Below are 26,219 nucleotides of genomic sequence, written 5' to 3' on the forward strand. Positions count from 1 at the left end.
CATGGGCGTCGCACAGGACGAACGCAGGCAGTTGGGCGAGCTGTTCGCCGAGGTGGGCCCGGACGCGCCCACGTTGTGCGACCCGTGGCGCGCCCGCGACCTGGCCGCCCACCTCGTGCTGCGGGACCGCCGGCCGGACGCGGGGGCGGGCATCCTGCTCAAGCCGCTGGCCGGGCACACGCAGCGCGTCCAGGACGCCTTCGCGGCCCGGCCGTGGGACGAGCTGGTCGGGCTGGTGCGCGGCGGCCCGCCCTGGTACTCGCCCTACGCGCTGGTCGACGAGCTGGTGAACTCCGTCGAGTACTTCGTGCACCACGAGGACGTGCGCCGGGCGCGCGACGACTGGGAGCCGCGTTCACCCGATCCGGTACGAGACGCGGTGCTGTGGCGGCGGCTCGCGCCGGTCGCCCGGCTCATGTACCGCAAGAGCCCGGTCGGGGTGGTGCTGCGCCGCCCGGACGGCGACGCGGTCGTGGCCAAGCGTGGGGCGGACCCCGTGGTGCTGACCGGGCAAGTCTCGGAATTGCTGGTGCACGTGTTCGGCCGGTCCGCCGCGAGGGTCGAGTACGACGGCGCGGACGAGGCCGTGCGACTGGTGCGGGGCCTCGACCGGAGCATGTAGTCGCAGCTTGCCGAGGGTGACGCGGTAGATTTCCGCTCATGACCGGAAGTCCTACCGCCGCGCCCGGCCGACCGTTCGGCCGCGTGCTCACCGCCATGGTCACCCCGTTCGACGCGGAGGGGGCGGTGGACCTGGCCAAGGCGCAGCGGCTCGCCGAGCACCTGGTCGAGCTGGGCAACGACGGTCTCGTGGTCAACGGCACCACCGGCGAGAGCCCCACCACCACCGACGCGGAGAAGGCGGACCTGCTCCGCGCCGTGGTCGAGGCGGTCGGCGACCGCGCCACCGTGGTCAGCGGCGCGGGCACCTACGACACCGCGCACAGCGTGCACCTGGCCAAGCAGGCGGAGGCGGCCGGCGCGCACGGCCTGCTGCTGGTCACCCCGTACTACTCGCGGCCCACCCAGGAGGGTGTGCTCGCGCACTTCACCACCGTGGCCGACCAGGTCGGCGTGCCCGTGATGCTGTACGACATCCCGCCGCGCGCCGTGATCCCCATCGAGGTGCCGACCCTGCTGCGGCTCGCCGAGCACCCGCGGATCGTCGCGGTGAAGGACGCCAAGGGCGACCTGCACGCGGGCAGCAAGGTCATCGCCGCCACCGACCTGGCCTACTACTCCGGTGACGACCCGCTGAACCTGCCGTGGCTGTCGGTCGGCGCGGTCGGTTTCGTCAGCGTCGTCTCGCACATCGCCGCGGACCGGCTGCGCGACATGCTCGACGCGTTCGAGTCCGGCGACGTCGCCGGCGCGACCGCGATCCACCAGTCGCTGCTGCCGCTGCTGCGGCCCTTCAGCCGGATGCCCGGCGTCACCTACGCCAAGGCCGCGCTGCGCCTGCGCGGCCTCGACGTGGGCGACCCGAGGCTGCCGCTGGTACCCGCTTCAACAGAGGACATCGAGGCCGTCGAGGCCGAATTGGGAGTCAACGCGTGATCAACCCGAGCTCACCCCCGCCCGCACTGCCCGACGGAGGTCTGCGCGTCGTCGCTCTGGGTGGAATTGGCGAGATCGGCCGCAACATGACGGTGTTCGAGCACGCCGGCCGGCTGCTCGTCGTGGACTGCGGCGTGCTCTTCCCCGAGGACGACCAGCCTGGCGTCGACCTGATCCTCCCGGACTTCCGGGCCATCGAGGACCGGTTGGACGACATCGAGGCGCTGGTGCTCACCCACGGGCACGAGGACCACATCGGCGCGGTGCCGTTCCTGCTGAAGCTGCGCCCCGACCTGCCGGTGGTCGGCTCGCGGTTCACGCTGGCGCTGCTCGCGGCGAAGTGCAAGGAGCACCGCCAGACGCCCCGGCTGATCGAGATCACCGACGGCGACCGGCGCTCGTACGGGCCGTACGAGCTGGAGTTCTTCGCGGTCAACCACTCCATCCCGGACGCGGTCGCGGTCGCCGTCCGCACCTCCGCCGGGCTCGTGCTGCACACCGGCGACATCAAGCTCGACCAGCTGCCGCTCGACGGCAGGCTCACCGACCTGGCCGGGTTCTCCCGGCTCGGCGACGAGGGCGTCGACCTGTTCCTGGTCGACTCGACCAACGCCGAGGTGCCCGGGTTCGTCGCGCCGGAGCGCGAGATCGGGCCGGTGCTGGAGAACGTGGTCCGCAAGGCAGACCAGCGGGTGATCGTGGCGTGCTTCGCCTCCCACGTGCACCGGGTGCAGCAGGTGCTGGACGTCGCCGTGCGGCATGAGCGGCGGGTCGCGCTGGTCGGCCGGTCGATGGTGCGCAACATGGGCATCGCGGCCGAGCTGGGCTACCTGAACGTGCCCGCCGGGTTGTTCGTCGACCTCAACGAGGCGATGGAGATGCCCGAGGACGAGGTCATGTTCGTGTCGACCGGGTCGCAGGGCGAGCCGCTGTCGGCGTTGTCCCGCATGGCGCGCGGCGAGCACCGGCAGATCTCGATCAGGGCCGGCGACACGATCGTGCTGGCGTCGTCGTTGATCCCGGGCAACGAGAACGCGGTGTTCGGCGTGGTGAACGGCCTGGCGCGGCTGGGCGCGACGGTCGTGCACCAGGGCAACGCCAAGGTGCACGTGTCCGGGCACTCGCCGGCGGGCGAGCTGCTGTTCCTCTACAACGCGGTGCGGCCGTCGAACGTGATGCCGGTGCACGGCGAGTGGCGGCACCTGCGGGCGAACGCGGCGCTGGCCGTGGCGACGGGCGTGGCCGAGGAGCAGGTCGTCATCGCCGAGGACGGCGTGGTGGTCGACCTGGTCGACGGCAAGGCGGCGATCAGCGGCCGGGTCGAGGTGGGCCACGTCTACGTGGACGGCCTGTCGGTCGGCGACGTCGGCGAGTCGACCCTGTCCGACCGGCTCGTGCTCGGCGAGGGCGGGTTCATCGCGATCACCGTGGCCGTCGACTCCAGCAGCGGTCGCGCGGTCGCGCCGCCGACCGTGTCCGGCCGGGGTTTCTCCGACGACCCCAAGGCGTTGGACCAGGCGGTGTCCCTGGTGGAGATGGAACTGTCCCGCACGGAGGCCGAGGGCATCACCGACTCGCACCGCATCGCGCAGGCCGTGCGCCGCGTGGTGGGCCGCTGGGTCGCCGAGACCTACCGCCGGCGACCGATGATCGTGCCGACCATCATCCCGGTGAACTGACCGCCTCGCGGCGGGAAAGGCGTGACGTGGCCGAGATCCTGCTGTTCCACCACGGGCACGGGCTGACGCCCGGTGTCGAGGCCTTCGCCGAGCACCTGGCGGAGTCCGGGCACACCGTGCACGTGCCGGACCTGTTCGACGGCCAGGTGTTCGTCGACCTGGTCGACGGTCTCGACTACGCGGAGCAGGTCGGGTTCGGCGCCATCGCCGAACGCGGCCGCCTCGCCGCCGAGGGCCTGCCCGCCGACGTCGTCTACCTGGGGTTCTCGCTGGGCGTGCTGCCCGCGCAGCTGCTGGCCCAGACCAAACCCGGCGCGGCGGGCGCGCTGCTGGTCAGCGCGTGCGTGCCGGTGACCGAGTTCGGCGGCGCGTGGCCCGCGACCGTGCCGGTGCAGGTCCACGGCATGGCCTCGGACGAGCTGTTCGTGAACGACGGCGACCTCGACGCGGCGCGGGACCTGGTCGCGGGCGCGGCGGACGGGGAGCTGTTCCTCTACCCCGGCGACCGGCACCTCTTCGCCGACCGCAGCCTGTCGTCCTACGACGAGGTGGCCGCCGTGCTGTTGATGGAACGCGTGCTCGCCTTCCTGAACTAGCTGTTCTGCTCAGTCTCCTTCTGCTCAGTCTCCTTCTGGGCGCCACGGGCTCCTGCCCGTCGTCGGCCGCGTGGGGTCGTGGAACTTCGGCAGGTCCGGCTCGTCGAGCCGCAACGGCACCAGGCCCGCGGTGATGGCGCGCATGATCCGCTCGTGCGCCCGCCGCGCGTCGCCCGGCTTGCCGTCCTCCAACCCGGACAGGTCCACCGGCTTGCCGAAGTGCACCTTGAACGTCGGCCGCTTGCGCAGCCCGCGCGCGTAGGACGTCAGGTAGGGCTTGGCGTCCGCCCAGCCGGCGACGTGCGTGTTGCCCCAGTAGACGGCTTCGTGCGCGCCCCACTGGCTCACCGGCACCACCGGGATCCCGCCGCTGAGCGCCAACCTCGCCGCACCCGTCTTGCCGCGCTCCGGCCACAGACCCGGATCGAGGCTGATCCGGCCTTCCGGGTACATCGCGATCGGGTCGCCGCCGCGCCGCAACGCCTCGACGGTGCGGTGGTAGGCGTCGCCGACGTCCGCCGCCGCGCGGTCCACGCGCAGGTGGCCGGACGCCTTCAGCAACGGCCCCAGGACCGGTGCGTCGAGCAGCCCCCCGGCGAGCAGGAAGCGCGGCGCGGCCCCGATCTTGCGGCACGCCGCGATGAGCACGAACGGGTCGAGGTTGCCGATGTGGTTGGACGCGAGCAGCAGGGGACGTCCCCTGAGGTCCGCCGGGATGTCGCCGGTGACTTCGAGTCGTCCGCTGAGACCGACGACCCCTTGGTCGACGGCGGTCAGCACGCGCCACAGCAGTGGTGTGGGCACAGCGCGAAAGGCTACGGCGTGTCGAGGTGTCGGCGCACCGGGTTCGGGGCAACCATGGGCGTCGAGCAGCGCACGTCACGTCGGCCGTGAACGTTGGGGCCGCTGAGGCCAGAGGGACTACCGTATACACCATGGCCGGCCGAACTGGGACCTCTCGCAAGGGCACCACCCGCAGCACCGGCTCCGGGTCGAAGGCCCGTGCGAGCGCGTCCCGTTCCGGCGCCTCCCGCCCGGCCTCGAAGCGGCCACCCGCCAGGCGCGCGCCGGCGAAGCGGTCCTCCGGCTCCGTCGGCCGGGTCTGGGGGCTGTTCGGCCGCGGCGTCGGCTCGGTGGTCCGCGCGGTGGGCCGCGGCAAGGAACTCGACCCCGCGCACCGCCGGGACGGCTTGGCGCTGGTGCTCATCTCGGTGGCCGTGATCACCGCCGCCGGCGTGTGGTGGCGGGCGGGCGGTCCGGTGGGCCAGTGGGTCGACGTGGCCGTGCGCAGCTCCGTCGGCGGCCCGGCCGTGATCTTCCCCGTGGTGCTGCTGGCGATCGGCGTGGCGCTCATGCGCACCGACCCGAACCCCGAGGCGCGGCCGCGCCTGGTGATCGGCTCGATCCTGGTCGCGGTCGGGTTCCTCGGCATGTTCCACCTCGTGGGCGGCCTGCCGACGGACCCGCTCGCCCGCCGTGACGCCGGTGGCGCGCTGGGCTACCTCTCCGGCGGGTTCCTCGCGCAGGGCCTCACGTCGTGGGTCGCCGGACCGCTGCTGGTGCTGATCTTCGCCTACGGCGTGCTGCTGCTCGTGCACCTGCCGATCCGCGACGTGCCCGCCAAGCTCGGCAGCCTCCTGCACCGCAGGCCCGACCAGCTCGACGGGTTCGACGCCGAGGAGGCGGAGCCCGAGCCCGAGCCGGAGGAGAAGCCGGCCAAGCTGCGCCGCCCGTCCCGCAGCCGCCGCCAGGCCGTCGCCACCCCGGCCGCCGACGACGAGCAGCCCGAGCTGCCGCTGGACGAAGAGCCGCCGCCCCCGCCGCCGGTCAGACCCACGCCCAAGCCGAAAGCGACCCCGGAGACGCCGAAGCCCGCCGCGATCGCCGTGCGCGCGGTCGAGGGCGACTACCGGCTGCCGCCGCCGACCATCCTCAAGGACGGCGACGCGCCGAAGGCCCGCAGCAAGGCCAACGACGTGATGATCGAGGCCATCTCCGGCGTGCTCGACCAGTTCTCCATCGACGCCCAGGTCACCGGCTTCACCCGCGGCCCGACCGTCACCCGGTACGAGGTGGAGCTGGGTCCGGGCGTGAAGGTCGAGAAGATCACCGCGCTGACCAAGAACATCGCCTACGCGGTCGCCACGGACAACGTGCGCCTGCTGGCGCCGATCCCCGGCAAGTCCGCGGTCGGCATCGAGGTGCCCAACAGCGACCGCGAGATGGTGCGGCTGGGCGACGTGCTGCGCTCGCCGTCCACGGTGAAGGACAACCACCCGATGGTCATCGGGCTGGGCAAGGACATCGAGGGCCACTTCGTCACCGCGAACCTGACCAAGATGCCGCACCTGCTGGTGGCCGGCTCCACCGGTTCGGGCAAGTCGAGCTTCGTGAACTCGATGCTGGTGTCCCTGCTCGCGCGCGCCACCCCGGACGAGGTCCGGATGATCCTGATCGACCCGAAGATGGTCGAGCTGACGCCGTACGAGGGCATCCCGCACCTGATCACGCCCATCATCACCCAGCCGAAGAAGGCCGCCGCCGCGCTGGCCTGGCTGGTCGAGGAGATGGAGCAGCGCTACCAGGACATGCAGGTCAACCGGGTGCGGCACATCGACGACTTCAACCGGAAGGTCAAGTCGGGCGAGATCACCGCGCCGCCGGGCAGCGAACGCGCCTACCGGCCGTACCCCTACATCATGGCGATCGTGGACGAGCTGGCCGACCTGATGATGACCGCGCCGCGCGACGTCGAGGACGCGATCGTCCGGATCACCCAGAAGGCGCGTGCGGCGGGCATCCACCTGGTGCTGGCGACGCAGCGGCCGTCGGTGGACGTGGTGACCGGCCTGATCAAGACGAACGTGCCGTCACGGCTGGCGTTCGCCACGTCCTCGCTGACCGACTCGCGGGTCATCCTGGACCAGCCGGGCGCGGAGAAGCTGATCGGCATGGGCGACGGCCTGTACCTGCCGATGGGCGCCTCGAAGCCGGTGCGCGTCCAGGGCGCGTACGTGGGGGACGACGAGATCTCCGAGATCGTCAACTTCGCGAAGGACCAGGCGCAGCCGGAGTACACCGACGGCGTCACGGCGGCGAAGGCGGGCGAGAAGAAGGAGATCGACGCCGACATCGGCGACGACCTCGAGGTGCTGATCCAGGCGGCCGAGCTGATCGTCACCTCCCAGTTCGGCTCCACGTCGATGTTGCAGCGCAAGCTGCGGGTCGGCTTCGCCAAGGCGGGCCGGCTCATGGACCTGCTGGAGACGCGCGGCGTCGTCGGGCCGTCGGAAGGCTCGAAGGCCCGCGAGGTGCTGATCAAGCCGGACGAGCTGGACTCGCTCGTCTACCTGATCCGCGGCGGTTCCGGCCCGGACGACGACGGGGACGACTGACCGGATCGGTCGGTCTTTTCGTGATGTCGAATAGCCGGTCGAATGGCGCGGTCGAATGGATCGAATGCGCCGGTTTGCCGGGTTGCCTTCTGCGCGGCTGCCTCGTGGCTAGTTCCGGTCATTGACCCGGCACGTATTGGGCTGTAATAGTTCCTCTACCGCTGCTGTATCTCCAGGTAACCGGCGCTCTCTCGAATCGAAGCGATTCGACAGCCGCTCAGAGTGGGCAACGATGCCCGGGAAGAAGCGTCATGAACAGGATGCGCTCGGCCGCGATCGCGGTCGCTTTGGTGGGTTCACTGCTCGGGGCGACGGGTGTCGCGCAGGCCGCGACCTGGTCCTCCAGCGACAAGTGGGGCACGTGGTCGAACGGCGGCTACACGGTCCGCAACGACGTGTGGGGCTCCGGCGCCGGGTACCAGGCGATCTGGGCCAACTCCTACGGCAACTGGGGCGTGTGGGCCGACCACCCGAACACGGGCGGCGTGAAGTCCTACCCGCACGTGGCCAAGGCGGTGAACCGCAACCTCAGCGGGCTGAGCAGGCTGTCCAGCTCGTTCAACGTGTCCCGGCCGGGTTCGGGCTCGTACGCGACGACCTACGACATCTGGGCGAACAACAACGCCTACGAGATCATGATCTGGATGAACAAGCAGGGCGCCGTGGGCCCCATCGGGTCGAAGCAGGCCACGGTGACCGTGGGCGGTCACACCTGGGACGTGTACCGGGGTTCGAACGGGGCCAACGCCGTGTTCTCGTTCCTGCGGACGAGCAACACGAACTCCGGCTCGGTCGACCTGCTGGCGGTGCTGAAGTGGATCAGCTCGCGCGGCTGGTACGGCGACGTGACCGTGGGCGAGGTGCAGTTCGGGTTCGAGATCACGTCGTCCGCGGGCGGCATGGACTTCATGTCGAACAGCTACTCGGTCACCAGCTGATCAACAGCTCGACCTCCGCACCCTCGGAATTGTCGGACCCCTGGGGCAGAATAAAAGCAGGGGTCCCCTTGGCGGGGACCCCTGCTCGGCATTGAGGTGTTCTCCGGGCGGACGCCGATCGCGCCGGCCTCCGGTTGCGCAGCGGCCGGTCGTGCGAGCGCGGATTCGCGGACGCCGGTTGTGAGACTCGCGGGCCGGTCAGGTGGAGGTCAGCTCGCGCCGAACTCGCGCACGGCCTGGTAGTAGAGGTCCGCCGTGCGGTTGCAGGACCAGTTGCCCGCGCACTGGTTGTACAGGTCGGTCTTGAAGTTGTTGTCGATCCTCAGCCGGGTCGTCTCGTTGAACCGCCCCTGCCGCTTGTAGTTGCGGTAGCCGAAGTCGTGCCGGTGGCAGGCCGGCAGGAACTTGAACCCGAACGGGTTGTCCGGCGACCACGAGCAACCGTCGGACGACCAGTCGAGCTGATCGCTGTAGGGCCGCTGCGTCCGCAGCGTGCTGAACTGCGACAGGGACTTGCTGAAGACGTAGTCGTCGGTCACGGCGGGCGCGTTGATGGCCGCCTGGCCGACACCGGCGCCGGCCAGCAGGGCGAACGAGGCGAGCAGGACGGTCAAAGCGTTGCGCAGGGATTTCGCGAGCACTGTTGTTCCCCTCGGTTTTCGGGCTTGAGGGGTTCTTACCGGTCGCAGATCAACGCCCGACAGCCCCGATCGGCTCATACCGCGCCGACGACGGGTGAACGTCCGCCCGCCCGCGCCCACCGGCGTCAACCGCCCGCGGGGCCGTCCGGGGGCAGACCTGCTGCGCCGCACCGCCCACCCCGCGCGGACCGAACAGCCCACCGGGCTGGCTGAGCCGGCCCAACCCCGGCTGGTTCGCCGGGACGACCGGGCGTGCGGCCGGCACTTCGCGCAGCCGCAGGCCGTCGGGCGCTCCGGGGCGCGGTCACGCCGCCCGTCGGCGGTAGTACTCCGCCACCCACGGCCCGGCGAGGCCCGCCGCCATCACGTACCCGAACGCCACCACCCACACCGCCGGGCCGACCGCGTCGACCACCGGTGGCACCACCAGGCACTCGGCGATGAACAGCAGCACCCAGAACGCGAACCGCTTCACCCCCGAGCGCAACGGGTGCTTGCCGATCGAGCGGTCGTACCGGTAGCCCGCGCGCAGCCCCACCACCGCGCCGATCAGTGCGATCACGCCGCCGCCCTCCGTTCGGGGGAACCACCCGGTGGCGGGACCACCGCCGGGGCAAGCGCTTGCGCCCGCGCCACGACGGCACCTTCCGGTGGCGGCGGGAGGTGTGCGCCGGACCCGGCGGGCTCCGTGCCGACGACGTGCGCGCCGACGTTCGGCGGCACGTCCGACACGGTCGAGCCCGCCGGGCCCGGCGACCCCGGGTGCGCGAGCGGGCGAGCCGAACCCCTCCGTACCGGCTCGAACAGCTCGACTCGCACCCGTGCTCCGGAGCCGGGCGCCCCGGGGAGGCGCCCGGTCATCTGCCCGGCTCGTCGTGGTCGTCGCCCCGGTCGAGGAACCGCTGGATCGTCGGCTCGTCGGGGAACTCGTCCTCGCCGGTCTCGATGAGACGTTCCGCGATGGGCAGCGGTTCCTCGGCCCACGCGGGCTGGAAGTCGCCGCTGGGCAGCAGTCGGTGGCGGCGGGCGAACTGCTCGGCGGCCTCGCGGATGGACTCGCGCAGCGTGCCGATCACCACCGTCTCGGCGGTGTAGGTCAGCTCCACGAGCAACGCGCGCATCCGGTCGAGCTGGTCGTCCTGGTCCGCGTTGTCCGCCAGCTGCGGCCACAGCCGGCGTTCGAAGACCTCCACGAAGTCGGCCGCGATGCCGTCGGTGGCCGTGCGCAGGTTCGCGAACTTGGCCAGCACGTCGTCGCTCGGGACGCTCAGCGCGGCCAGCCGGTTGCCCGCGTCCAGCGCCCAGCGGCGCACGTGCGGCCACCCGAGTCGCCAGCGGACCAGGCCGAGCTGCACGGCGCGGCGCAGGACGCGCGGGCGGACGTCGCCCAGCGGGACCAGGCGGCTGATGTCACGGGCCCTGATCCGGACCCAGTCGTCCGGGCCCTCCGCCTCACCGACGCCGAGCACCGCCGCGACGCTCGCGCCCTTCTCCCGCGCCTTCACCAGCTCGGCGATGGCGGGCAGGGAGAAGCCGCGGGACTGCAGGCGTTGGACGAGCGTGAGGCGTTCCAGGTGGGAGGCGTCGTAGTAGGCGACCCGGCCCTGCCTGCGGGGCGGGTGCAGCACGCCCTTGGTCTGGTACATGCGGATCGTGCTGCCCGGCAGGCCGACCCGGACCGCCAACTCGTCGACCGTCAACTGCTCCACGCCCCCGATCTTGGCGGCCCGGAGTTCGTGGAGTCAAGACTCTTCGAGTTGATACTCGAAGAGTTACAGGTGCAGCAGCATGCGCGAGTTGCCGAGGGTGTTCGGCTTCACGTACGAGAGGTCGAGGAACTCGGCGACGCCCTCGTCGGCGGACCGCATGATCTCCTCGTAGACCTCCGGGGAGACGGGCGTGCCGTCGATCTCCACGAACCCGTGCTTGCCGAAGAAGTCGGTCTCGAAGGTCAGCACGAACAACCGCTCCAGCTGGAGCTCGCGAGCGGTCTCGATCAGCCGGTGCACGATCCGGTGGCCGATGCCCCGGCCCAGCGAGGCGGGCGACACGGCGACCGTGCGGATCTCGGCCAGGTCCTCCCACAGCACGTGCAGCGCCCCGCACCCGAGCACCACGCCGTCCTCTTCGGCGACCCAGAACTCCTGGATGTCCTCGAACAGCGTGACGAGCGGCTTGGACAGCAGCACCTTGCCGGCGTAGGCGTCGATGAGGGCCTTCATCGCCCGAACGTCGCCGGTGCGGGCGCGACGCACGTTGATCGAGTCGTTCACGGTCCAAAGGTAGGCCCTGCGCGAGGAGCCGCCCGCTCCACCCCGGCGTCCGGCCGGCGCGTCGCGTGCGCGTGACGCGGGACACGAAAAGGGAAATCACCCGATCGGGTATTTCGGGGAACATCGACCGCGGACGAGCCGGATCGGTCACCGGTGCCGAGGGGTGTTCCCGCAAAGGATTCCGGCTTTTCTCGGGCGGACGGCAGTCGTTTGCCCGCAATGCCGTTGAACGTGCCGTCGAGTGCGGGCAAGGGCTCGACTGGTTGCGGTGCAAGTGTTGTCCGCCTTGACTTCCCACCCCGATCGAGGGCCCGCGGCCCAGGCGCGACCACGAGGTGGTGACGCGTCGAGAAGACCGCTTCGGCCCCCGAACACCAGACCGCGGACGAGGGTGGATCCGCGCGATCGCCAAAGCGGTCCGAGTGCGTTCAGCGCAGGTGGCGTGATTCGTCGAGGTGCGCGGGTTGCCCGAGCGCGAGGTCCGGCAGTCGGTGCCGCTCCGGCTCGAACCGCGGCGACGCGCGGGGGCCCGGCGGGACCGGGCGACGGCCGGCCCGGCGGCCGGTGGAGGTGAGCGGGAGGGGAGGGGGACGGCGCCGGTTACGCTGAGCACCGTGTCTTCCCCCACCACGTCCAAGCGCGTCGCCATGCTGACCCTCGGGTGCGCCCGCAACGAAGTCGACTCCGAAGAGCTCGCCGGGCGCCTCACCGCCGGCGGCTGGGAGCTGGTCGACGACGAAGCCGACGTGGTCGTGGTCAACACGTGCGGCTTCGTGGAGTCCGCGAAGAAGGACTCCGTGGACACCCTCCTCGCCGCCGCCGACAGCGGCGCGAAGGTGGTCGCGGTCGGGTGCATGGCCGAGCGCTACGGCGCCGAGCTGGCCGACAGCCTGCCCGAGGCGAACGCCGTGCTCGGGTTCGACCACTACACCGACCTCGCCGACCGCCTGGACGACGTCCTGGCCGGTCAGACCATCGAGTCCCACCAGCCGGTCGACCGCCGCACGCTGCTGCCGCTCACTCCCGTGCAGCGGCCGAAGGCGGCCGAAGAGGTGCAGGTCCCGGGGCACGGCTGGGGCCCGCGCGTGCTGCGCACCCGCCTCGCCGACACCCCCGTGGCGCCGCTGAAGATCGCTTCCGGCTGCGACCGCCGCTGCTCGTTCTGCGCGATCCCGTCCTTCCGCGGCGCGTTCGTCTCCCGCCACCCGGACGAGGTCGTGGCCGAGGCGATGTGGCTGGCCGAGCAGGGCGTGCGCGAGGTGTTCCTGGTCTCGGAGAACTCCACCTCCTACGCCAAGGACCTGCCCCGCGAGCTGGGCGGCCTGGAGCTGCTGCTGCAGCGGCTCGCGAAGGTGCCCGGCATCGACCGCGTCCGCGTGTCCTACCTGCAGCCCGCCGAGACGAAGCCCACGCTGGTCAAGGCCATCGCCACCACCGACGGCGTGGCCGACTACTTCGACATGTCCTTCCAGCACTCCAGCGAGCCCGTGCTGCGCCGGATGCGCCGCTTCGGCTCCACCGAGTCGTTCCTCGGCCTGGTCGAGCAGATCCGCTCCCTCGCGCCGCGTGCGGGTATCCGCAGCAACGTCATCGTCGGCTTCCCCGGCGAGACCGAGGAGGACGTGGCCGAGCTGGAGCGCTTCCTCACCGCCGCCCGGCTGGACGCGGTCGGCGTGTTCGGCTACTCCGACGAGGACGGCACCGAGGCCGAGAACCTGCCGGGCAAGCTGGACGCCGACACCATCGCCGAGCGCGTGGCCCGCATCTCCGACCTGGTCGAGGAGCTGACGTCCCAGCGCGCCGAGGACCGTGTCGGCGAGGAGGTCGTCGTCCTGGTCGAGACCGAGGAGGACGACGAGAGCGACTGCGTCGGCCGCGCCGCCCACCAGGCGCCCGAGGTCGACGGCGAGTGCGTCATCACCAACGCCGACGGCCTCCGGGTCGGCGACCTGGTGCGCTGCCGGGTCGACTCGTCCGAGGGCGTCGACCTGGTCGTGACAGCGATCGAGGTGCTCCCGAGGTGACCGAACCCGCGCGCGTGCCGGTGCTGAACATCGCCAACGTGCTGACGATGTCCCGGCTGGCGCTCGTGCCGGTGTTCCTCTACTTCCTGTTCGAGGAGGACGGCCACCAGACCTGGTGGCGGCTGGCCGCGTTCGGGGTGTTCGCCGTGGCGTCGGTCACCGACCACGTGGACGGCAACCTGGCCCGCAAGCACGGGCTGATCACCGACTTCGGCAAGATCGCCGACCCGATCGCGGACAAGGCGCTGACCGGCGCCGCGCTGGTCGGCCTGAGCCTGCTCGGCGAGCTGCCGTGGTGGGTGACGGTCGTCATCGCGGTCCGCGAGCTCGGGGTGACGCTGCTGCGCTTCTGGGTCATCCGGCACGGCGTGATCCCGGCCAGCCGCGGCGGCAAGGCCAAGACGCTCGTCCAGATCGTCGCCATCGGCCTGTACGTGCTGCCGCTGCCGTCCTGGCTGGACGCGGTCTCGGTGACCGCGATGGGCGCGGCCGTGGTGCTGACCGTCGTCACGGGCGTCGACTACGTGATCCGCGCGTTGCGGCTGCGGGCCAGGGGCAAGCGGGCGGTGGCCGGGGCGTGAGCGCCGCCGACGTCGTGCGGACCCTCGCCGGACGCGGTGAGACGGTCGCCACCGCCGAGTCGCTGACCGCGGGCCTGGTGACCGCCGAGCTGACCTCCGTGCCCGGGTCCAGCGCCGTGGTGCGCGGCGGGCTCGTGGTCTACGCCACGGACCTCAAGCACTCGCTCGCGGGCGTGGACGCGGCGCTGCTGGCCGAGCACGGCGCCGTGCACCCCGAGGTGGCCCGGCAGCTCGCCGAGGGCGCACGGGAGCGCTGCGGGGCGACGTGGGGCCTGGGGCTGACCGGGGTGGCCGGTCCCGACCCGCAGGACGGCGTCGGCCCCGGCACCGTCCACATCGGTTTGTCCGGCCCATCCGGGTCGGGTGTCCGGACGCTCACTCTCGGTGGTGGTCGTGACGAAGTGCGCAAGAGTTCGACAATGGCGGCCCTGACTTTCCTGCTCGACCACCTCAAGATCCCCGTCGAGTGACGTGAGCAGCGCGTTTCCCGTCACACCCGGACACGCACGCGGGAACTTACCGGTGAGTTCACTCGTTCGCCCTTGGCGGACGTGTCGGGAAGTCACTGCCCGTCGACGGGACGGGTCGGTAACGTGGTGGCACGGCCGGCCGGAAGGAGGCGCGCGATGACCGTGCTGCTACGCGAGGCGATCGGTGATCGGCTCCGCCATGCCCGCACCACCCAACGCCGCACGCTGCGCGAGGTCTCCAGGACCGCCCGCGTCAGCCTGGGGTACCTCTCCGAGGTGGAGCGTGGCCGCAAGGAGGCGTCCAGCGAGCTGTTGGCCGCGATCTGCGAAGCGTTGGACCTGCCCCTGTGGGAGCTGCTGCACCTGGTCGCCTCGGACATCGGCGCCGTCCAGCGCCCCGTGCCGACCCCGGCCGAGCTCACCGAACGGGCCCCCGCGTCCGCGTCGGCGGGCCTGGAGGGCGGCACGATGGTGCCCGCGGTGATCGGCAACGACCTGTCCGACCTGCGGTTGCAGCCCGTGCTGACGCACCGGCTGTCCACTTCGATCAGCAAGCCGCGCAACGCGGTGGTGGCGGCGTAACCCCAGCTCACACCTACCTGAGCCGAGCCGGTCCCGACCGGCTCGGCTTTCGGCGCGTGCAACGAGTTGGCAACCCAGGGCGGGGTCGCCGCGTAGGCCGGGAGCCGGGCGGGCAGGATGACCATGCCGACGAAAGTCGGGGGGTGACTCAGGGTGATCCCGGATATCTCCCCAGGTCGGTGGAAGCAGCGCGGGACAACTGACACGATGGAACCAACACCGGCACCGGGTCGTTGCCAATCACGAGCGCGAGCCAGGGAAGTGCGGAGAAGGCAGGCGTAGGAGATGGCCAACCCTTTCGTGAAGGCATGGAAGTACTTCATGGCGGCTTTTTCGTCCAAGATCGACGAGCACGCCGACCCGAAGGTGCAGATCCAGCAGGCCATCGAGGAGGCGCAGCGGCAGCACCAGGCGCTGTCGCAGCAGGCCGCCGCGGTGATCGGCAACCAGCGCCAGCTCGAGATGAAGCTCAACCGCCAGCTCGGCGAAGTGGAGAAGCTCCAGGCATCCGCACGCCAGGCGCTCGTGCTCGCCGACGAGGCGCGGGCGAAGGGTGACGAGCAGCGCGCGACGCAGTTCGAGACCGCGGCGCAGGGCTTCGCCACCCAGCTGGTGACCGCGGAGCAGAGCATCGAGGACCTGAAGACGCTGCACGACCAGGCGTTGCAGGCGGCGACGCAGGCGAAGCAGGCGGTCGAGCGCAACGCGATGGTGCTGCAGACCAAGCTGGCCGAGCGCACCAAGCTGCTCAGCCAGCTGGAGCAGGCGAAGATGCAGGAGCAGGTCTCCCACTCGCTGCGCCAGATGACCGAGCTGGCCGCGCCGGGCAACACGCCGTCGCTGGAAGAGGTCCGCGACAAGATCGAGAAGCGGTACACCACCGCCCTCGGTTCGGCGGAGCTGGCGCAGAACTCGGTGCAGGGCCGGATGCTGGAGGTCCAGCAGTCGACCACCGAGATGGCGGGCCACTCCCGGCTCGAGCAGATCCGCGCGTCGATGGCGGGCGGCAAGGTCGCCGGCGAGGTCACCAGCGGTCAGCCGGCCAGTGCGAGCGCCGGCATCCAGCAGGAGATCCAGCAGCGCGTGCAGCAGACGCAGGCGCAGCCGACCCAGCAGATCAAGCAGAACCCGCCGGCGAGCCAGGGCTGAGAGGGTGGTGTCCGCGATGGAACCCCGGCGGAAGGTGGCCGGCGAGATCGTCCAGGTCATCGGCGGCCAGCTCCAAGGGCAGATCGCGGACCAGGTGAAACGGCGGTACGCCGCCTGGAACGACCCGCGCGCGAAGCTCGATCGGCGGTACCGCCGATCGAGCCGCGTGCTCACCTTCTGGCTGATCGTGCTGGCCCTGCTCGCGGTGGTCGGCACGCTCACGCTGGTGGGCGTGCTCGGCGCGGCGCCCGGCGTGGTGGCGGCCCTCGGGTTCGCCGGCACGTCCGTGCTGGCCGTGCGCACGAACATCAAGATGAGGGGCATCGACGTGCAGCGGCGGCAGCTGGAGGCCGCGCCGGCGCCCGAGCCGCTGCCCGCCCGGTCCTCGGCGGCACGCCGGCCGATGGAACGGCTGGAGGACGCCCAGGACACGTTGCGGGAGCTGCTGCGCCAGCTCGACTCGGCGGCGTTGACGTCCATCCCCACCGACTCGGTCGAGCAGGCCCGCGCCACCGGCGCCGAGGCCGTGTCCGCGATCCGGGCCGTGTCCCGCCAGTTGCAGGCCGTCGAACGGGCGCGCGACACCGCCCCGCCGCTGGACCGCGCGCCGCTGGTCGAAGGGGTGCGAAGACTGCGGACGCAGCTGGACGAGGGCGTGGACGGCTACTGCGGCCTGGTCGCCGCCGCCGGCCGGGTGCTCGCCGAGAGCACCGCCAACAACCCCCGGCAGGTCCTGGGCGACGCGACGGACCACCTGGCGGGCCTCGCTTCGGCGTTGCGCGAACTGTCGAGCTGACGCTGTTCGCGGCACTGCGCACTTGGCGCGCGGCCATCTGCACGAACCAGGATTACGTCACGTTGCGTAGCAAAGTTGGGCTATCCTCGAGTCCACAGTGGCGTACGCTGCTGCGATCGTGTGATTATCAGACCGTTATATAGCCGCAGCCACTACTTGGCGTGGCAGGATCCCTGGGTCGGACAGCGTGGTCCGTCCTGGTCGCCGGGGAGGTCATTGAGTGGCGTTGTGGACCGTGCGCGGCGATGGCCGCCCCACCGATGGTGACGCCGTCGCGCCGCAGGAGCGGCTGACCTGGCCGCGCACCATCGGTTTCGGCGTCCAGCACCTGGTCGCGATGGCAGGCGCCACGATCTTCGTCCCCGCCACCACCGGACTCCCCGTCAGCACCACCCTGCTGTTCTCCGGGCTCGGCACGCTGCTGTTCCTGCTGATCACCCGCAACCGCGTCCCCAGCTACCTCGGCGCGTCGTTCGCGTTCATCGCGCCGCTGTCCGCCGCCCGTGACGAGGGCATCGCCGCGCAGCTCGGCGGCGTGCTCGCGGCCGGCCTCCTGGTGATCATCATCGGGGTCGCGGTGAAGGCGCTCGGCGTGCGGCTGCTGGAGGCCGTGATGCCGCCGGTGGTGACCGGCGCGGTGGTCGTGCTGATCGGGCTCAACCTCTCGCACCGGGCCACCGACTCGTTCGCCCAGCAGCCGCTGCCCGCCGTGGTCACGATGGGGATCATCCTGCTGTGCGGCGTGCTCGGCCGCGGCTCGTCGTTCCGGTTCTCCGTGCTCCTCGGCGTGGTCGTCGGGTGGGCGCTCGGGTTCTGGCTCGGCCTGGTCGACACGGCCGCGGTGGGCCGGGCCGCGTGGTTCGGGCTGCCCGAGTTCCACGCGCCGGAGCTGCGGCCGTCGGTCACGCTGCTCGTGCTGCCGGTGGTGATCGTGCTGGTCGCGGAGAACGTCGGCCACGTCAAGGCGATCGGCGCGCTGACCGGCCGCAACCTCGACGGCAACGTCGGCGACTCGATCATCGCCAACGGCGTGTCCACCGCGCTGGCCGGTCTCGGCGGCGGGTCGGGCACCACCACCTACTCCGAGAACATCGGCGTGATGGGCGTGACGAAGGTCTTCTCGACCGCCGCCTACGCGGTGACGGGGGTGGCGGCGGTGCTGATGGCGTTCTCGCCGAAGGTCACCGCCGTGCTCTCGACCATCCCGGCGGGTGTCGTCGGCGGGGCGACGCTGGTGCTGCTCGGCCTGATCAGCCTGGTCGGCGTGCGGGTGTGGATGGACAACCGGGTCGACCTGACGAACCCGGGCAACGCGCTGGTCGGCGGCACGGCCCTGGTCGCCGGGGTGGGTGACCTGACGCTGGAGCTGGGCGACATGGAGCTCGGCGGCCTGGTGTGGGGCTCGCTGCTCGTGGTGATCCTGCACCCGATCCTGCGCTGGCTGCGAACCGCCCGCAACGCCTGACCCCGCGCCTCACCCGCCTACCGAGCCGTCGCCTGCGGAGCGGCGGCGATTCAACGGAGCCCGCGGTTGATGCGGTGCACCAGCCCGGGGCCTTCGTAGATGAACGCCGTGTAGAGCTGGATCAGGCTCGCGCCCGCGTCCAGCATCCGCTGCGCGTCGTCCGGGCTCGCGATGCCGCCGACGCCGATGATCGGCAGCTTGCCGCCGGTCTCCCGGCTGACGAACCGCACCACCTCGCGGGCGCGTTCGGTCAGCGGTTTGCCGCTCAACCCGCCTGCTTCGTGCGCGAGGTGCTGGTCGGCGGGCGCCAGGCCGGCGCGCGACAGCGTGGTGTTGGTCGCGATCAGCCCGCTGACGTCGTGCGCGGCGCACACCTCCAGCAGTTCGGCGATCGCCTCGTCGGTCAGGTCGGGCGCGATCTTGACTAGGATCGGTTTGCGCGGCTTCGACCCGGCCAGGTCCCGGGCGGTGGCGTCGAGCGCGGACAGCAGCTCGGTCAGGGCGCCGCGGTCTTGGAGGCTGCGCAGGCCCGGTGTGTTGGGCGAGCTGATGTTGATGGCGAAGTAGTCGCCGTGCCGGTAGAGCGCGCGCAGGGACGTCCGGTAGTCCTCGACCGCGTCCTCGACCGGGGTGACCTTGGACTTGCCCAGGCTGATGCCCAGCGGCACGGACAGGGGGCCGAGGCGGTCGAGCCGGTTGGCCAGCTCCAGCGCGCCGTCGTTGTTGAAGCCCATCCGGTTGATGATCGCTTCGCTGTCGCGCAGCCGGAACAGGCGCGGCTTCGGGTTGCCGGGCTGCGCGTGCCGGGTGACCGTGCCGACTTCGACGAACCCGAACCCGAGCGCGCCCCACGCGGGCAGCGCCCGGCCGTTCTTGTCCAGCCCGGCGGCCAGGCCGACCGGGTTGGGGAACCGCACGCCGAAGACGGTGCGCGCGGAGGAGGGACTGCGCTTCACGAGCTTCGCCGCGGGGCTCAGCTTCGCCATCACGCCGAGGGTGGTCTCGTGGACCCGCTCCGCGTCCCCGCCGTGCATCCGGAACAACGCCTTGCGCACCACGCTCTTGTAGACCACGGCGGTAACCCTAAGCGATCGGCCCTGGCTGGCAGCGCGGGCACCAGTACGCGGGACGCTCGCGCACGCCCGCGCCCTGCCCGCCGACGCGCACCTTGGTCCCGCACCGCAGGCACGGCTTGCCGCCGCGCTCGAACACCCAGTGCTGCCGTCCCCGTCCCATGAGGCCGGTCGTGCTCTGCTCCGGGCGCCACGCGTTGGCCAGCAGCAGCTTGCGCGCCAGCCGCACCGCCTCCGCCGGGTCCGTCGCCGACACCGGGCTCCACGGCGACACGCCGAGCAGGAAGCACACCTCGGCCTTGTAGAGGTTCCCCACGCCCGCCATGACGCGCTGGTCGAGCAGCGCCAGCCCCAGTTCGCGGTCCGGGTCGGCCACCAGCCTGGCAGCCGCCTCGGCCGCCTGTTCGTCGTCCCAGCCGCCCAGCAGGTCCGGTCCGAGGTGGCCGACCAGCCGCGACTCCTGGTCGGTCGGCAGCAGCTCCAGGTCGTGCAGCGCGAAGCCCACCGCGACCCGGTCGGGCACCTCCAGCAGCGCCCGCACCTGGTGGCCCGGCCGCTGCCAGCGCTGGCCCGGCCGGTAGAGGTGCCACGCGCCGTCCATCCGGAAGTGGCTGTGCAGGCTCAGGTCGCCGGAGAACCGGGTGAACAGGTGCTTGCCGACGGAGCGCACCGCCAGCACGTCCCGCCCGGCCAGGTCGGCGGTGGCCCACTTCGGGTGGCGGATCTCACCGCGCAGGAGCGGCCGGCCGGCCAGCGCCTCGTTCAGGCGCTGCCCGGCCAGGAAGACCGTGTCACCCTCGGGCACCGCTGTCGAACGCCATCTTCAGGCCGAACCCGACCAGCACGGACGCGGTCAGCCGCTCGGTCCACCGCCGCACCGCGGGCTTCGCCAGCACGACCACCGCCCGCCCGGCGAGCCACACCACGACGAGCTGCCACACCTGGCCGATGGTCACGTGCACGCCCACCAGCAGCGCGCCCCACCCGGCCGACGCCTGGTCGGACGGCAGGAACTGGGGGAGCAGGCTCAGGTAGAACACGCCGATCTTGGGGTTGAGCAGGTTCGTGGTGAACCCGGTCCGCAACGCCTGCGCCGGTGTGATCACCAGGACGTCGGCCGGTCGTTCGACGGCGCCGCGCGTCGACTTCCACAGCGCCGACCCGCCGAGCCACAGCAGGTACGCCGCGCCCGCGTAGCGCACCACGTCGTAGGCCAGTTGAGACGCCACGAGCAGCGCGGTCAGCCCGGCGATGCTCGCCGCGCCCCAGACCAGGCAGCCGAGGGTGGTGCCGAACCCGCCGACCACACCGGCTCTGCGCCCGCCGCCGAGCACCATGCGCAGCAGCATCATGGTGTCCAGGCCGGGTGTGATCGTGAGCAGGACGGCGGCGACGGTGAACGCCAGGAGGGCGCCCGTGCTCACGCGTCCACCGCTTCCTCGATCTCCTCGTCGTTGAAGTCGTGGTGCACGGCCCTGCGTCTGCTCCGGCTGATCCGCAGTATCCGGGCCAGCAGCAGGTTGAACGCCAACGCCACCTCGCGCGCGCCGGGCGTGCCCCACTCGTGGATCGGCATGCACGCGCCCTGCGCCTGCTGCACGGCGAGCCGGTCCGGCAGCGCCACCGGCATCACCAGCGGCCCGAAGATGTCGCGCAGCTCCTCGATGCGGAACTGGTGCTCGTGCGACCTCGGCCGCACCCGGTTCACCACCACGCCGAGCGGCTGGAGGTCCTCGTTGTGCTCGCGCTCGGCCTGCACCGCCTCGAACGCCCGCTGCACGCCCGCGACCGCGAACATCGTGGGCTCCGTCACCAGCAGCGCGCGGTCCGCCGCGACCAGCGCCGACCGGGTCAGCTGACCCAGCGACGGCGGGCAGTCCAGCAGCACCAGCTGGTAGGGGTCCTCGTCGTCCTGCAACAGCCGCAGCGCCTCGCGCAGCCTGCCGAGCCGGGTCTCGCCCGGGTCCGGGTGGTTCAGCGACTCCGCGTCCTCCGAACCGGCCAGCACGTCCACGCCGTCGCCCCACGCGCTGGGCGCGATCGCCTTGTCCACCGTGTCGCGGCTCGGGTCCTGGAGGACGTCGTAGATGCTGGCCTCGGTGTCGCCCGGTTCCAGCGTGGAGGTGGCGTTGCACTGCGGATCGAGGTCGATGACCAGCGTGCGGACGCCACGCCGCAGCGCCGCCGACGCCAGACCGAGCGCGACCGTCGTCTTCCCAACGCCACCCTTGAGGCTGAGCACCGCCACCGTATGCACGTAGTGCAGCCTACGGCCCTTACGCTCTACGTCCATGCGACCGGACGCCGTACACAGGGTGCTCGACGCCGAGCTGACCGCCGCGCGGGACCGCAGGGGCGGCGAACCGCCGCGGGTGCTCGACGTCGGCGGCGGCAGCGGTGTGTGGGCCGTGCCGCTGGCAGTGGCCGGGTGCACCGTGACGGTGATCGACCCGAGCCCCGACGCGCTGGCGACGTTGCACCGCCGTGCGGCCGACGAAGGCGTCCTGGACCGGGTCACCGCTGTTCAGGGCGATACCGACGCGTTGGACCGGGTCGCTTCGGCGGACCTGGTCCTGGCGCACGGGCTGCTGGAGGTCGTGGACGACGTCGACGCCGCGCTGGCCGCGCTGGCCGCCGCGGTGATCCCGGGCGGCGCGGTGTCGTTGCTGGTGGCGAACCGGTACGCGGCCGTGCTGCACCGGGCCATCGCGGGCCGGCTGGTGGACGCCCGGCGGCTGCTGGACGACGAGGCCGGTCAGCTCACCGGGACCCGCGACCCGCTGCGGCGCCGGTTCGACGTGGCCGGGTTGGAGGCGTCGGTGGTGGCCGCGGGGCTGAAGGTGGAGCTGGTCCAGGGCCACGGCGTGGTGTCCGACCTGGTCCCGGGCGCCGTGCTGGAGGCCAACCCGGGCGCGGCGGAGGCGCTGGCCGAGCTGGAGCTGGCCGCGTCGACCCGCCCGCCGCTGCGCGATGTGGCCGCCCGGTTGCACGTCCTGGGCCGAAAGCCGGCCTGAGTGCGGTAGAACGGAGTCTCCGCCGCCTACCCGCAGAGGACCCGCCGTGGGAGACCCGCACTTAGCCTGGACCGGCTGATGGCCGGACCCGTGCCCGAAGACCTGGAAGACGAGGTGCGCGCCGCCGCCGCCGGCGACCGCCGGGCGGTCGCCTCGCTGCTGGCCACCGTCCGCCCGCTGGTGGTGCGCTACTGCCGCGCCCGCGTGGGCAGGCAGGAGCGGTCGTCGGCGTCGGCCGACGACGTGGCCCAGGAAGTGTGCCTGGCGCTGTTGACCGCCCTGCCGACGTACAAGGACCACGGGCGGCCGTTCCTGGCGTTCGTGTACGGCATCGCGGCGCACAAGGTCGCGGACGCGCACCGCGCGGCGTTGCGCAACCGGGCCGAGCCGGTGCCCGAGGTGCCCGACGGCCCGGACGACGAGCACGTCGGCCCGGAGCAGTCGGCGTTGCGGGCGGACCTGTCGCGGAGGATCGGCCGGCTGCTGCGCCTGCTGCCGGACAAGCAGCGGGAGATCCTGGTGCTGCGGGTGGTGGTCGGGCTCACCGCCGAGCAGACCGCCGAGGTCGTCGACGCCACGCCGGGCGCGGTCCGGGTCGCGCAGCACCGGGCGCTGGCCCGGCTCCGACGGGAGATAGCACGGTCCCTGGTCACGCAGCGCAGTCAATAATGGGATTCGTCTACTCCGTTCGGGGAGCAAACGCGGCCATTCGGGGTAACTTCTTGTGAGTCGCGTCATCTCCGTATGCCGGCGACGTCGCGTTCGCATGTGCCCCCGAGAGGCGTCCAGCGCGCGGACGCCGAGGAGCTCGCGATGGCAACGATGGTGGTTGGTTCGTCGGTTATGCCGGGACTTCGTGGTAGTTCGGGGAGGTCGTTGATGTCCGTGCAGTGCGAGGACGTCCAGTCCTCTCCACCGGCACGTGTGGAAGGGGGACCCGAGGCGTACGTCGAGAGGGCGGTCCGCGGCGACCGGCGGGCGGTCGACGCGCTGCTGGCCGCGATCAGACCCGTGATCGTGAAGTACTGCCGGGCCAGGATCGGCCAGGGGCAGCGGTCGTCGGCGTCGGCGGAGGACGTGGCCCAAGAGGTCTGCCTCGCCGTGCTGAAGGCGCTGCCGAACTACCGCGAGCAGGGCCGGCCGTTCATGGCGTTCGTGTACGGGATCGCCGCGCACAAGGTGGCCGACGCGCACCGCGCCTCGGCGCGCAACCGCGCCGAGTCCGTGCCGGAGCTGCCCGACAGCGCGGGCGCCGAGCCGGGCCCCGAGCAGCGGGCGTTGCAGGGCGAGCTGTCCGAGCGGATGGGACGGCTGCTCAGCGTCCTGCCCGACCGGCAGCGGGAGATCCTCGTCCTGCGCGTGGTCCTCGGCATGTCCGCCGAGGAGACCGCCGAGGCGGTCGGCTCGACGCCCGGCGCCGTGCGGGTGGCCCAGCACCGGGCCCTCACCCGGCTGCGCAAGGCGATGGACGAGGCACAGCGCGGCGCTTGACGGCGCTCAGTGCCGCCAGCGGGTCAGCGCGGCGACCTCCTCCGGAGAGCAGTCGGCGAACCGGGCGATCTCGCCGCGCCGCACGTCGGCGATCGTCGCCGCGAACTCCGCGCCGAACGCCTCGGTCAGCGCCTCGTCCGCCTCGAACGCCGCCACGGCCTCCGCCAGGGACGTCGGCAGGCGCTCCACACCCGGGAGCCCGACCGGGTCGACCCCGACCGGCTCCGGCAGCCGCGCCTGCTCCACGATCCCGGCCAGGCCCGCCGCCATCGTGGCCGCCACCACGAGGTACGGGTTCGCCGACAGGTCGTAGCACTTGACCTCCAGGTCGCGGCCCGCGACCAGGCGCAGCGCCGCCTCCCGGTTCTCCAGCCCCCACACCGCGAACGCGCCCGCCCAGTGCTGCGGCACGAGCCGCAGGTAGCTGGCCACCGACGGCGCGCCGATCGCGCACAGCGCGGGCAGCCGGCGCAGCACGCCCGCGGCGAACGCGTCGGCGTCCTCGGTCAGGCCGAACCAGCTCTCGCCGTCCGCGAACAGGTTGCGGCCGTCGCGCCACAGGCTCAGGTGCAGGTGGCCACCGTTGCCGACGCCGTCGGCGGTGACCTTCGGCGAGAACGACGCCCGCAGGCCGTGCCGCAGCGTGATGGCCCGGACCGTCTCCCGCACCAGCACCGACGTGTCCGCCGCGTGCACCGGGTCCTCGGGCGTGGTGGACAGCTCGAACTGGCCCGGCGCGTACTCGGGGTGGAACTGGAGCACCTCGACGTCCTGCTCGGCCAGCGCCGACAGCAGGTCCGCGGCGTAGTCGGACAGCTCGACCTGGCGGGCGTGGCCGTAGGCGGGCCCGGTGGCGGCGGGCCGGAACTCGTCGGTGTCGCCCTGCCCGACGACCCACTCCACCTCGAAACCCGCCTGGACCTCGTAGCCGTGCACGGTGAGCCGGTCGGCCACCGCCCGCGCCAGGCCGCGCTCGTCCTGCGGGTGCGGCTCACCCCGCTGGTCGAAGCGGTCGGCCGGCGCCCACGCCCAGCCAGGCTGGCCCGCGAGCACGGTGAGCCGGTCCAGGTCCGGGTACAGCCGCAGGTCGCCCACGGGCCCGCCCGCGTGCCGCCCGGTGACGATCGTGTCGTCCAGCAGGAACGCGTCGAACACCGGTGACGCGCCCACGCCGTCCGCGGCGGCTCTGGGCAACCCCGCGAGCGGCACCGACTTCACCCGCGTGATGCCGCTGTGGTCGACCCAGGTCAACGCGACCGCCACGACGTCCTGCTCCAGCAGGTCGTCCACCATCTCGGCCGCCAGCGCACGTCGGTGCTCCCGCTCCGCTGTGTCCATCGTGCGTGGTTACACCAGCTCACTACTGTTCAACAAGTGGACCATCTGCTGCCGTGCGTGGCGTCGTTGCGCCTCGTGGACCACCACTGCCACGGGGTGCTCGACGCCGACCTCGACCGGGACGGCTTCGAGTCGAACCTGACCGAGGCCGGGTCCGCGTCGCCGCTGGGCACGTCGCTGTTCGACTCGTCGTTGGGCCTGGCGGTGCGGCGCTGGTGTGCGCCTTTGCTGGACCTGCCGGTCCTCGCGCCCGCCGACGAGTACGTGGCGCGGCGGCGGTCGCTGGGCGCGGCGGAGGTGAACCGGGCGCTGGTGTCGGCGGCGGAGATCTCGGCGTTCCTGGTGGACGACGGGGTGTGGCCGGAGGACTTCGTGAGCCCCTCCGCGTTCACCGGTTCGCGTGAACATCGCGTGCTGCGGCTGGAGCGGGTCGCGGAGGACGTCGTGGCCGAGGGGGCCTCGGTGTTCCCGACGCGGGTGCGGGCGGTGCTGGACTCGACGCCGGCGGTCGCGGCGAAGTCGGTCGCGGCCTACCGGGTGGGGCTGGCCCTGGACCCGGCCCCGCCGGCGGACGCCGAGGTGGTGGCGGCGGCCGACCGCTGGCTGAGGTCCGGCTCGACCCGGTGCGCGGACGAGGTGATCAGCCGGTTCCTCGTGTGGGAGGCGCTGGACCGCGGCCTGCCCGTGCAGTTCCACGTCGGCTACGGGGACGCGGACCTGTCGCTGCACGAGTGCGACCCGTCGCTGCTCACCGACCTGCTGCGAGCCACCGCGCCGCTCGGCGTGCCGGTCATGCTGCTGCACAACTACCCGTTCCACCGCACCGCCGGTTACCTGGCGCAGGTGTTCCCGCACGTGTTCGTGGACCTGGGGCTGGCCACGCACTCGGTGGCGCACCGGGCGAGCCGGGTGCTGGCGGAGGCGCTGGAGATCGTGCCGTTCGGCAAGTTCCTGTTCTCCACCGACGCGTACGCGCTGGCCGAGCTGTACTACCTGGGCGCGTTGTCGTTCCGCCGCGCGTTGTCGGACTTCCTGTCGGCCGGGCTGAGGGAGCATGCTTTCGCCTTGGCGGACGCGGAGCGGATCGCTCGCCTGATCGGGTGGGAGAACGCGCAGCGGGTCTACCGCCTGGAGTAGAGTCTCGAACGGGTGTTCGG

Annotated in this window: 27 protein-coding genes; 17 read left to right on the top strand and 10 right to left on the bottom strand. The window is 72.0% G+C overall.

What is annotated here, in order from left to right; genetic code table 11:
- Position 1 precedes the first annotated feature (1 nt).
- From EDD40_RS30980 to EDD40_RS30995, 4 genes are read left to right on the top strand one after another with little or no spacing between them, the layout of a single operon-like run.
- A complete protein-coding gene (locus EDD40_RS30980; protein WP_123746067.1) occupies positions 2 to 622 on the top strand; it encodes a TIGR03085 family metal-binding protein in 621 nt (206 codons plus the stop codon).
- A gap of 38 nt (positions 623 to 660) precedes the next feature.
- Positions 661 to 1,557 (top strand): 4-hydroxy-tetrahydrodipicolinate synthase, encoded by an 897-nt coding sequence (dapA, locus tag EDD40_RS30985; RefSeq protein WP_123746068.1) that lies wholly within the window; start codon positions 661 to 663, stop codon positions 1,555 to 1,557.
- Positions 1,554 to 3,236: a ribonuclease J gene (locus tag EDD40_RS30990; protein ID WP_170185250.1), complete on the top strand. Its 1,683-nt coding sequence runs from the start codon at positions 1,554 to 1,556 to the stop codon at positions 3,234 to 3,236. The genes dapA and EDD40_RS30990 overlap by 4 nt, the downstream gene beginning before the upstream one ends.
- Before the next feature lie 26 nt (positions 3,237 to 3,262).
- Positions 3,263 to 3,832 carry a dienelactone hydrolase family protein gene (locus EDD40_RS30995; RefSeq protein WP_123746069.1) on the top strand — a complete coding sequence of 190 codons (570 nt, stop codon included), beginning with the start codon at positions 3,263 to 3,265 and terminating at the stop codon, positions 3,830 to 3,832.
- A gap of 24 nt (positions 3,833 to 3,856) precedes the next feature.
- Here EDD40_RS30995 and EDD40_RS31000 read toward each other — a convergent pair whose 3' ends face one another.
- Positions 3,857 to 4,636, bottom strand: a complete 780-nt coding sequence (locus EDD40_RS31000) for a lysophospholipid acyltransferase family protein (RefSeq protein ID WP_123746070.1) — start codon at positions 4,634 to 4,636, stop codon at positions 3,857 to 3,859.
- Positions 4,637 to 4,767: 131 nt separating this feature from the next.
- Between EDD40_RS31000 and EDD40_RS31005 the strand changes: the two genes are divergently transcribed.
- Both EDD40_RS31005 and EDD40_RS31010 read left to right on the top strand, forming a co-directional pair.
- On the top strand, positions 4,768 to 7,227 hold the full coding sequence (locus EDD40_RS31005; protein WP_123746071.1) for an FtsK/SpoIIIE family DNA translocase: 2,460 nt from the start codon (positions 4,768 to 4,770) through the stop codon (positions 7,225 to 7,227).
- A gap of 251 nt (positions 7,228 to 7,478) precedes the next feature.
- Positions 7,479 to 8,165 carry a glycoside hydrolase family 12 protein gene (locus EDD40_RS31010; protein WP_123746072.1) on the top strand — a complete coding sequence of 229 codons (687 nt, stop codon included), beginning with the start codon at positions 7,479 to 7,481 and terminating at the stop codon, positions 8,163 to 8,165.
- 209 nt (positions 8,166 to 8,374) lie between these two features.
- Here the strand turns inward: EDD40_RS31010 and EDD40_RS31015 are convergent, their stop codons facing one another.
- The 4 genes from EDD40_RS31015 to EDD40_RS31030 form a co-directional block, all read right to left on the bottom strand.
- Positions 8,375 to 8,806 carry a phospholipase gene (locus EDD40_RS31015; protein WP_236594443.1) on the bottom strand — a complete coding sequence of 144 codons (432 nt, stop codon included), beginning with the start codon at positions 8,804 to 8,806 and terminating at the stop codon, positions 8,375 to 8,377.
- 304 nt (positions 8,807 to 9,110) lie between these two features.
- On the bottom strand, positions 9,111 to 9,368 hold the full coding sequence (locus EDD40_RS31020; protein WP_123746074.1) for a hypothetical protein: 258 nt from the start codon (positions 9,366 to 9,368) through the stop codon (positions 9,111 to 9,113).
- A gap of 295 nt (positions 9,369 to 9,663) precedes the next feature.
- Complete coding sequence (locus EDD40_RS31025; protein WP_123746075.1) at positions 9,664 to 10,515, bottom strand: MerR family transcriptional regulator; 852 nt, start codon at positions 10,513 to 10,515, stop codon at positions 9,664 to 9,666.
- Positions 10,516 to 10,578: 63 nt separating this feature from the next.
- Positions 10,579 to 11,079 (bottom strand): amino-acid N-acetyltransferase, encoded by a 501-nt coding sequence (locus EDD40_RS31030; RefSeq protein ID WP_123746076.1) that lies wholly within the window; start codon positions 11,077 to 11,079, stop codon positions 10,579 to 10,581.
- Positions 11,080 to 11,726: 647 nt separating this feature from the next.
- Between EDD40_RS31030 and rimO the strand changes: the two genes are divergently transcribed.
- From rimO to EDD40_RS31065, 7 genes are all read left to right on the top strand, one after another.
- The gene (gene rimO, locus EDD40_RS31035; RefSeq protein WP_123746077.1) at positions 11,727 to 13,103 is read left to right on the top strand and encodes a 30S ribosomal protein S12 methylthiotransferase RimO; all 1,377 of its coding nucleotides are present in this window, start codon (positions 11,727 to 11,729) and stop codon (positions 13,101 to 13,103) included.
- 47 nt (positions 13,104 to 13,150) lie between these two features.
- The gene (gene pgsA / locus EDD40_RS31040) at positions 13,151 to 13,684 is read left to right on the top strand and encodes a CDP-diacylglycerol--glycerol-3-phosphate 3-phosphatidyltransferase (RefSeq protein WP_170185471.1); all 534 of its coding nucleotides are present in this window, start codon (positions 13,151 to 13,153) and stop codon (positions 13,682 to 13,684) included.
- On the top strand, positions 13,681 to 14,154 hold the full coding sequence (locus tag EDD40_RS31045) for a CinA family protein (RefSeq protein ID WP_123746078.1): 474 nt from the start codon (positions 13,681 to 13,683) through the stop codon (positions 14,152 to 14,154). The genes pgsA and EDD40_RS31045 overlap by 4 nt, the downstream gene beginning before the upstream one ends.
- A gap of 156 nt (positions 14,155 to 14,310) precedes the next feature.
- On the top strand, positions 14,311 to 14,736 hold the full coding sequence (locus EDD40_RS31050) for a helix-turn-helix domain-containing protein (protein ID WP_123746079.1): 426 nt from the start codon (positions 14,311 to 14,313) through the stop codon (positions 14,734 to 14,736).
- Positions 14,737 to 15,021: 285 nt separating this feature from the next.
- Positions 15,022 to 15,885 carry a PspA/IM30 family protein gene (locus EDD40_RS31055; protein WP_123746080.1) on the top strand — a complete coding sequence of 288 codons (864 nt, stop codon included), beginning with the start codon at positions 15,022 to 15,024 and terminating at the stop codon, positions 15,883 to 15,885.
- A gap of 16 nt (positions 15,886 to 15,901) precedes the next feature.
- Positions 15,902 to 16,681, top strand: a complete 780-nt coding sequence (pspM, locus tag EDD40_RS31060) for a phage shock envelope stress response protein PspM (protein ID WP_123746081.1) — start codon at positions 15,902 to 15,904, stop codon at positions 16,679 to 16,681.
- Between the two features lie 220 nt (positions 16,682 to 16,901).
- Positions 16,902 to 18,146: a uracil-xanthine permease family protein gene (locus EDD40_RS31065; protein ID WP_123746082.1), complete on the top strand. Its 1,245-nt coding sequence runs from the start codon at positions 16,902 to 16,904 to the stop codon at positions 18,144 to 18,146.
- A gap of 50 nt (positions 18,147 to 18,196) precedes the next feature.
- Here EDD40_RS31065 and EDD40_RS31070 read toward each other — a convergent pair whose 3' ends face one another.
- The 4 genes from EDD40_RS31070 to EDD40_RS31085 are packed head-to-tail and all read right to left on the bottom strand — an operon-like array spanning position 18,197 to position 21,476.
- Positions 18,197 to 19,219: a quinone-dependent dihydroorotate dehydrogenase gene (locus EDD40_RS31070; protein ID WP_123746083.1), complete on the bottom strand. Its 1,023-nt coding sequence runs from the start codon at positions 19,217 to 19,219 to the stop codon at positions 18,197 to 18,199.
- A gap of 10 nt (positions 19,220 to 19,229) precedes the next feature.
- On the bottom strand, positions 19,230 to 20,024 hold the full coding sequence (locus EDD40_RS31075) for a DNA-formamidopyrimidine glycosylase family protein (RefSeq protein ID WP_123746084.1): 795 nt from the start codon (positions 20,022 to 20,024) through the stop codon (positions 19,230 to 19,232).
- Positions 20,011 to 20,643 (bottom strand): LysE family translocator, encoded by a 633-nt coding sequence (locus EDD40_RS31080; RefSeq protein WP_123746085.1) that lies wholly within the window; start codon positions 20,641 to 20,643, stop codon positions 20,011 to 20,013. Before EDD40_RS31080 ends, EDD40_RS31075 begins: the two co-directional genes overlap by 14 nt.
- A complete protein-coding gene (locus EDD40_RS31085) occupies positions 20,640 to 21,476 on the bottom strand; it encodes a ParA family protein (RefSeq protein ID WP_170185251.1) in 837 nt (278 codons plus the stop codon). The genes EDD40_RS31080 and EDD40_RS31085 overlap by 4 nt, the downstream gene beginning before the upstream one ends.
- Positions 21,477 to 21,510: 34 nt before the next feature.
- Between EDD40_RS31085 and EDD40_RS31090 the strand changes: the two genes are divergently transcribed.
- The 3 genes from EDD40_RS31090 (at position 21,511) to EDD40_RS31100 (ending at position 23,724) form a co-directional block, all read left to right on the top strand.
- Complete coding sequence (locus EDD40_RS31090; RefSeq protein ID WP_123746087.1) at positions 21,511 to 22,233, top strand: class I SAM-dependent methyltransferase; 723 nt, start codon at positions 21,511 to 21,513, stop codon at positions 22,231 to 22,233.
- Positions 22,234 to 22,311: 78 nt separating this feature from the next.
- Entirely contained in the window at positions 22,312 to 22,902 is a 591-nt protein-coding gene (shbA, locus tag EDD40_RS31095) for an RNA polymerase sigma factor ShbA (RefSeq protein WP_123746088.1), read from the top strand.
- A gap of 210 nt (positions 22,903 to 23,112) precedes the next feature.
- Positions 23,113 to 23,724, top strand: coding sequence for a sigma-70 family RNA polymerase sigma factor (locus EDD40_RS31100; RefSeq protein ID WP_123746089.1), 612 nt, complete (start codon positions 23,113 to 23,115; stop codon positions 23,722 to 23,724).
- A gap of 6 nt (positions 23,725 to 23,730) precedes the next feature.
- Here EDD40_RS31100 and EDD40_RS31105 read toward each other — a convergent pair whose 3' ends face one another.
- Positions 23,731 to 25,062: a glutamine synthetase family protein gene (locus EDD40_RS31105; RefSeq protein ID WP_123746090.1), complete on the bottom strand. Its 1,332-nt coding sequence runs from the start codon at positions 25,060 to 25,062 to the stop codon at positions 23,731 to 23,733.
- Between the two features lie 36 nt (positions 25,063 to 25,098).
- Between EDD40_RS31105 and EDD40_RS31110 the strand changes: the two genes are divergently transcribed.
- On the top strand, positions 25,099 to 26,199 hold the full coding sequence (locus EDD40_RS31110) for an amidohydrolase family protein (protein ID WP_123746091.1): 1,101 nt from the start codon (positions 25,099 to 25,101) through the stop codon (positions 26,197 to 26,199).
- Positions 26,200 to 26,219: the final 20 nt, after the last annotated feature.

The organism is Saccharothrix texasensis (genome assembly GCF_003752005.1).
Lineage (GTDB): Bacteria > Actinomycetota > Actinomycetes > Mycobacteriales > Pseudonocardiaceae > Actinosynnema > Actinosynnema texasense.

Coding starts and splice junctions, on each gene's coding strand:
- EDD40_RS30980 (WP_123746067.1), top strand. CDS start 2: ATGGGCGTCGCACAGGACGAACGCAGGCAGTTGGGCGAGCTGTTCGCC.
- dapA (WP_123746068.1), top strand. CDS start 661: ATGACCGGAAGTCCTACCGCCGCGCCCGGCCGACCGTTCGGCCGCGTG.
- EDD40_RS31005 (WP_123746071.1), top strand. CDS start 4,768: ATGGCCGGCCGAACTGGGACCTCTCGCAAGGGCACCACCCGCAGCACC.
- EDD40_RS31010 (WP_123746072.1), top strand. CDS start 7,479: ATGAACAGGATGCGCTCGGCCGCGATCGCGGTCGCTTTGGTGGGTTCA.
- rimO (WP_123746077.1), top strand. CDS start 11,727: ATGCTGACCCTCGGGTGCGCCCGCAACGAAGTCGACTCCGAAGAGCTC.
- pgsA (WP_170185471.1), top strand. CDS start 13,151: ATGTCCCGGCTGGCGCTCGTGCCGGTGTTCCTCTACTTCCTGTTCGAG.
- EDD40_RS31050 (WP_123746079.1), top strand. CDS start 14,311: ATGACCGTGCTGCTACGCGAGGCGATCGGTGATCGGCTCCGCCATGCC.
- EDD40_RS31055 (WP_123746080.1), top strand. CDS start 15,022: ATGGCCAACCCTTTCGTGAAGGCATGGAAGTACTTCATGGCGGCTTTT.
- pspM (WP_123746081.1), top strand. CDS start 15,902: ATGGAACCCCGGCGGAAGGTGGCCGGCGAGATCGTCCAGGTCATCGGC.
- EDD40_RS31090 (WP_123746087.1), top strand. CDS start 21,511: ATGCGACCGGACGCCGTACACAGGGTGCTCGACGCCGAGCTGACCGCC.
- shbA (WP_123746088.1), top strand. CDS start 22,312: ATGGCCGGACCCGTGCCCGAAGACCTGGAAGACGAGGTGCGCGCCGCC.
- EDD40_RS31100 (WP_123746089.1), top strand. CDS start 23,113: ATGTCCGTGCAGTGCGAGGACGTCCAGTCCTCTCCACCGGCACGTGTG.
- EDD40_RS31105 (WP_123746090.1), bottom strand. CDS start 25,062: ATGGACACAGCGGAGCGGGAGCACCGACGTGCGCTGGCGGCCGAGATG.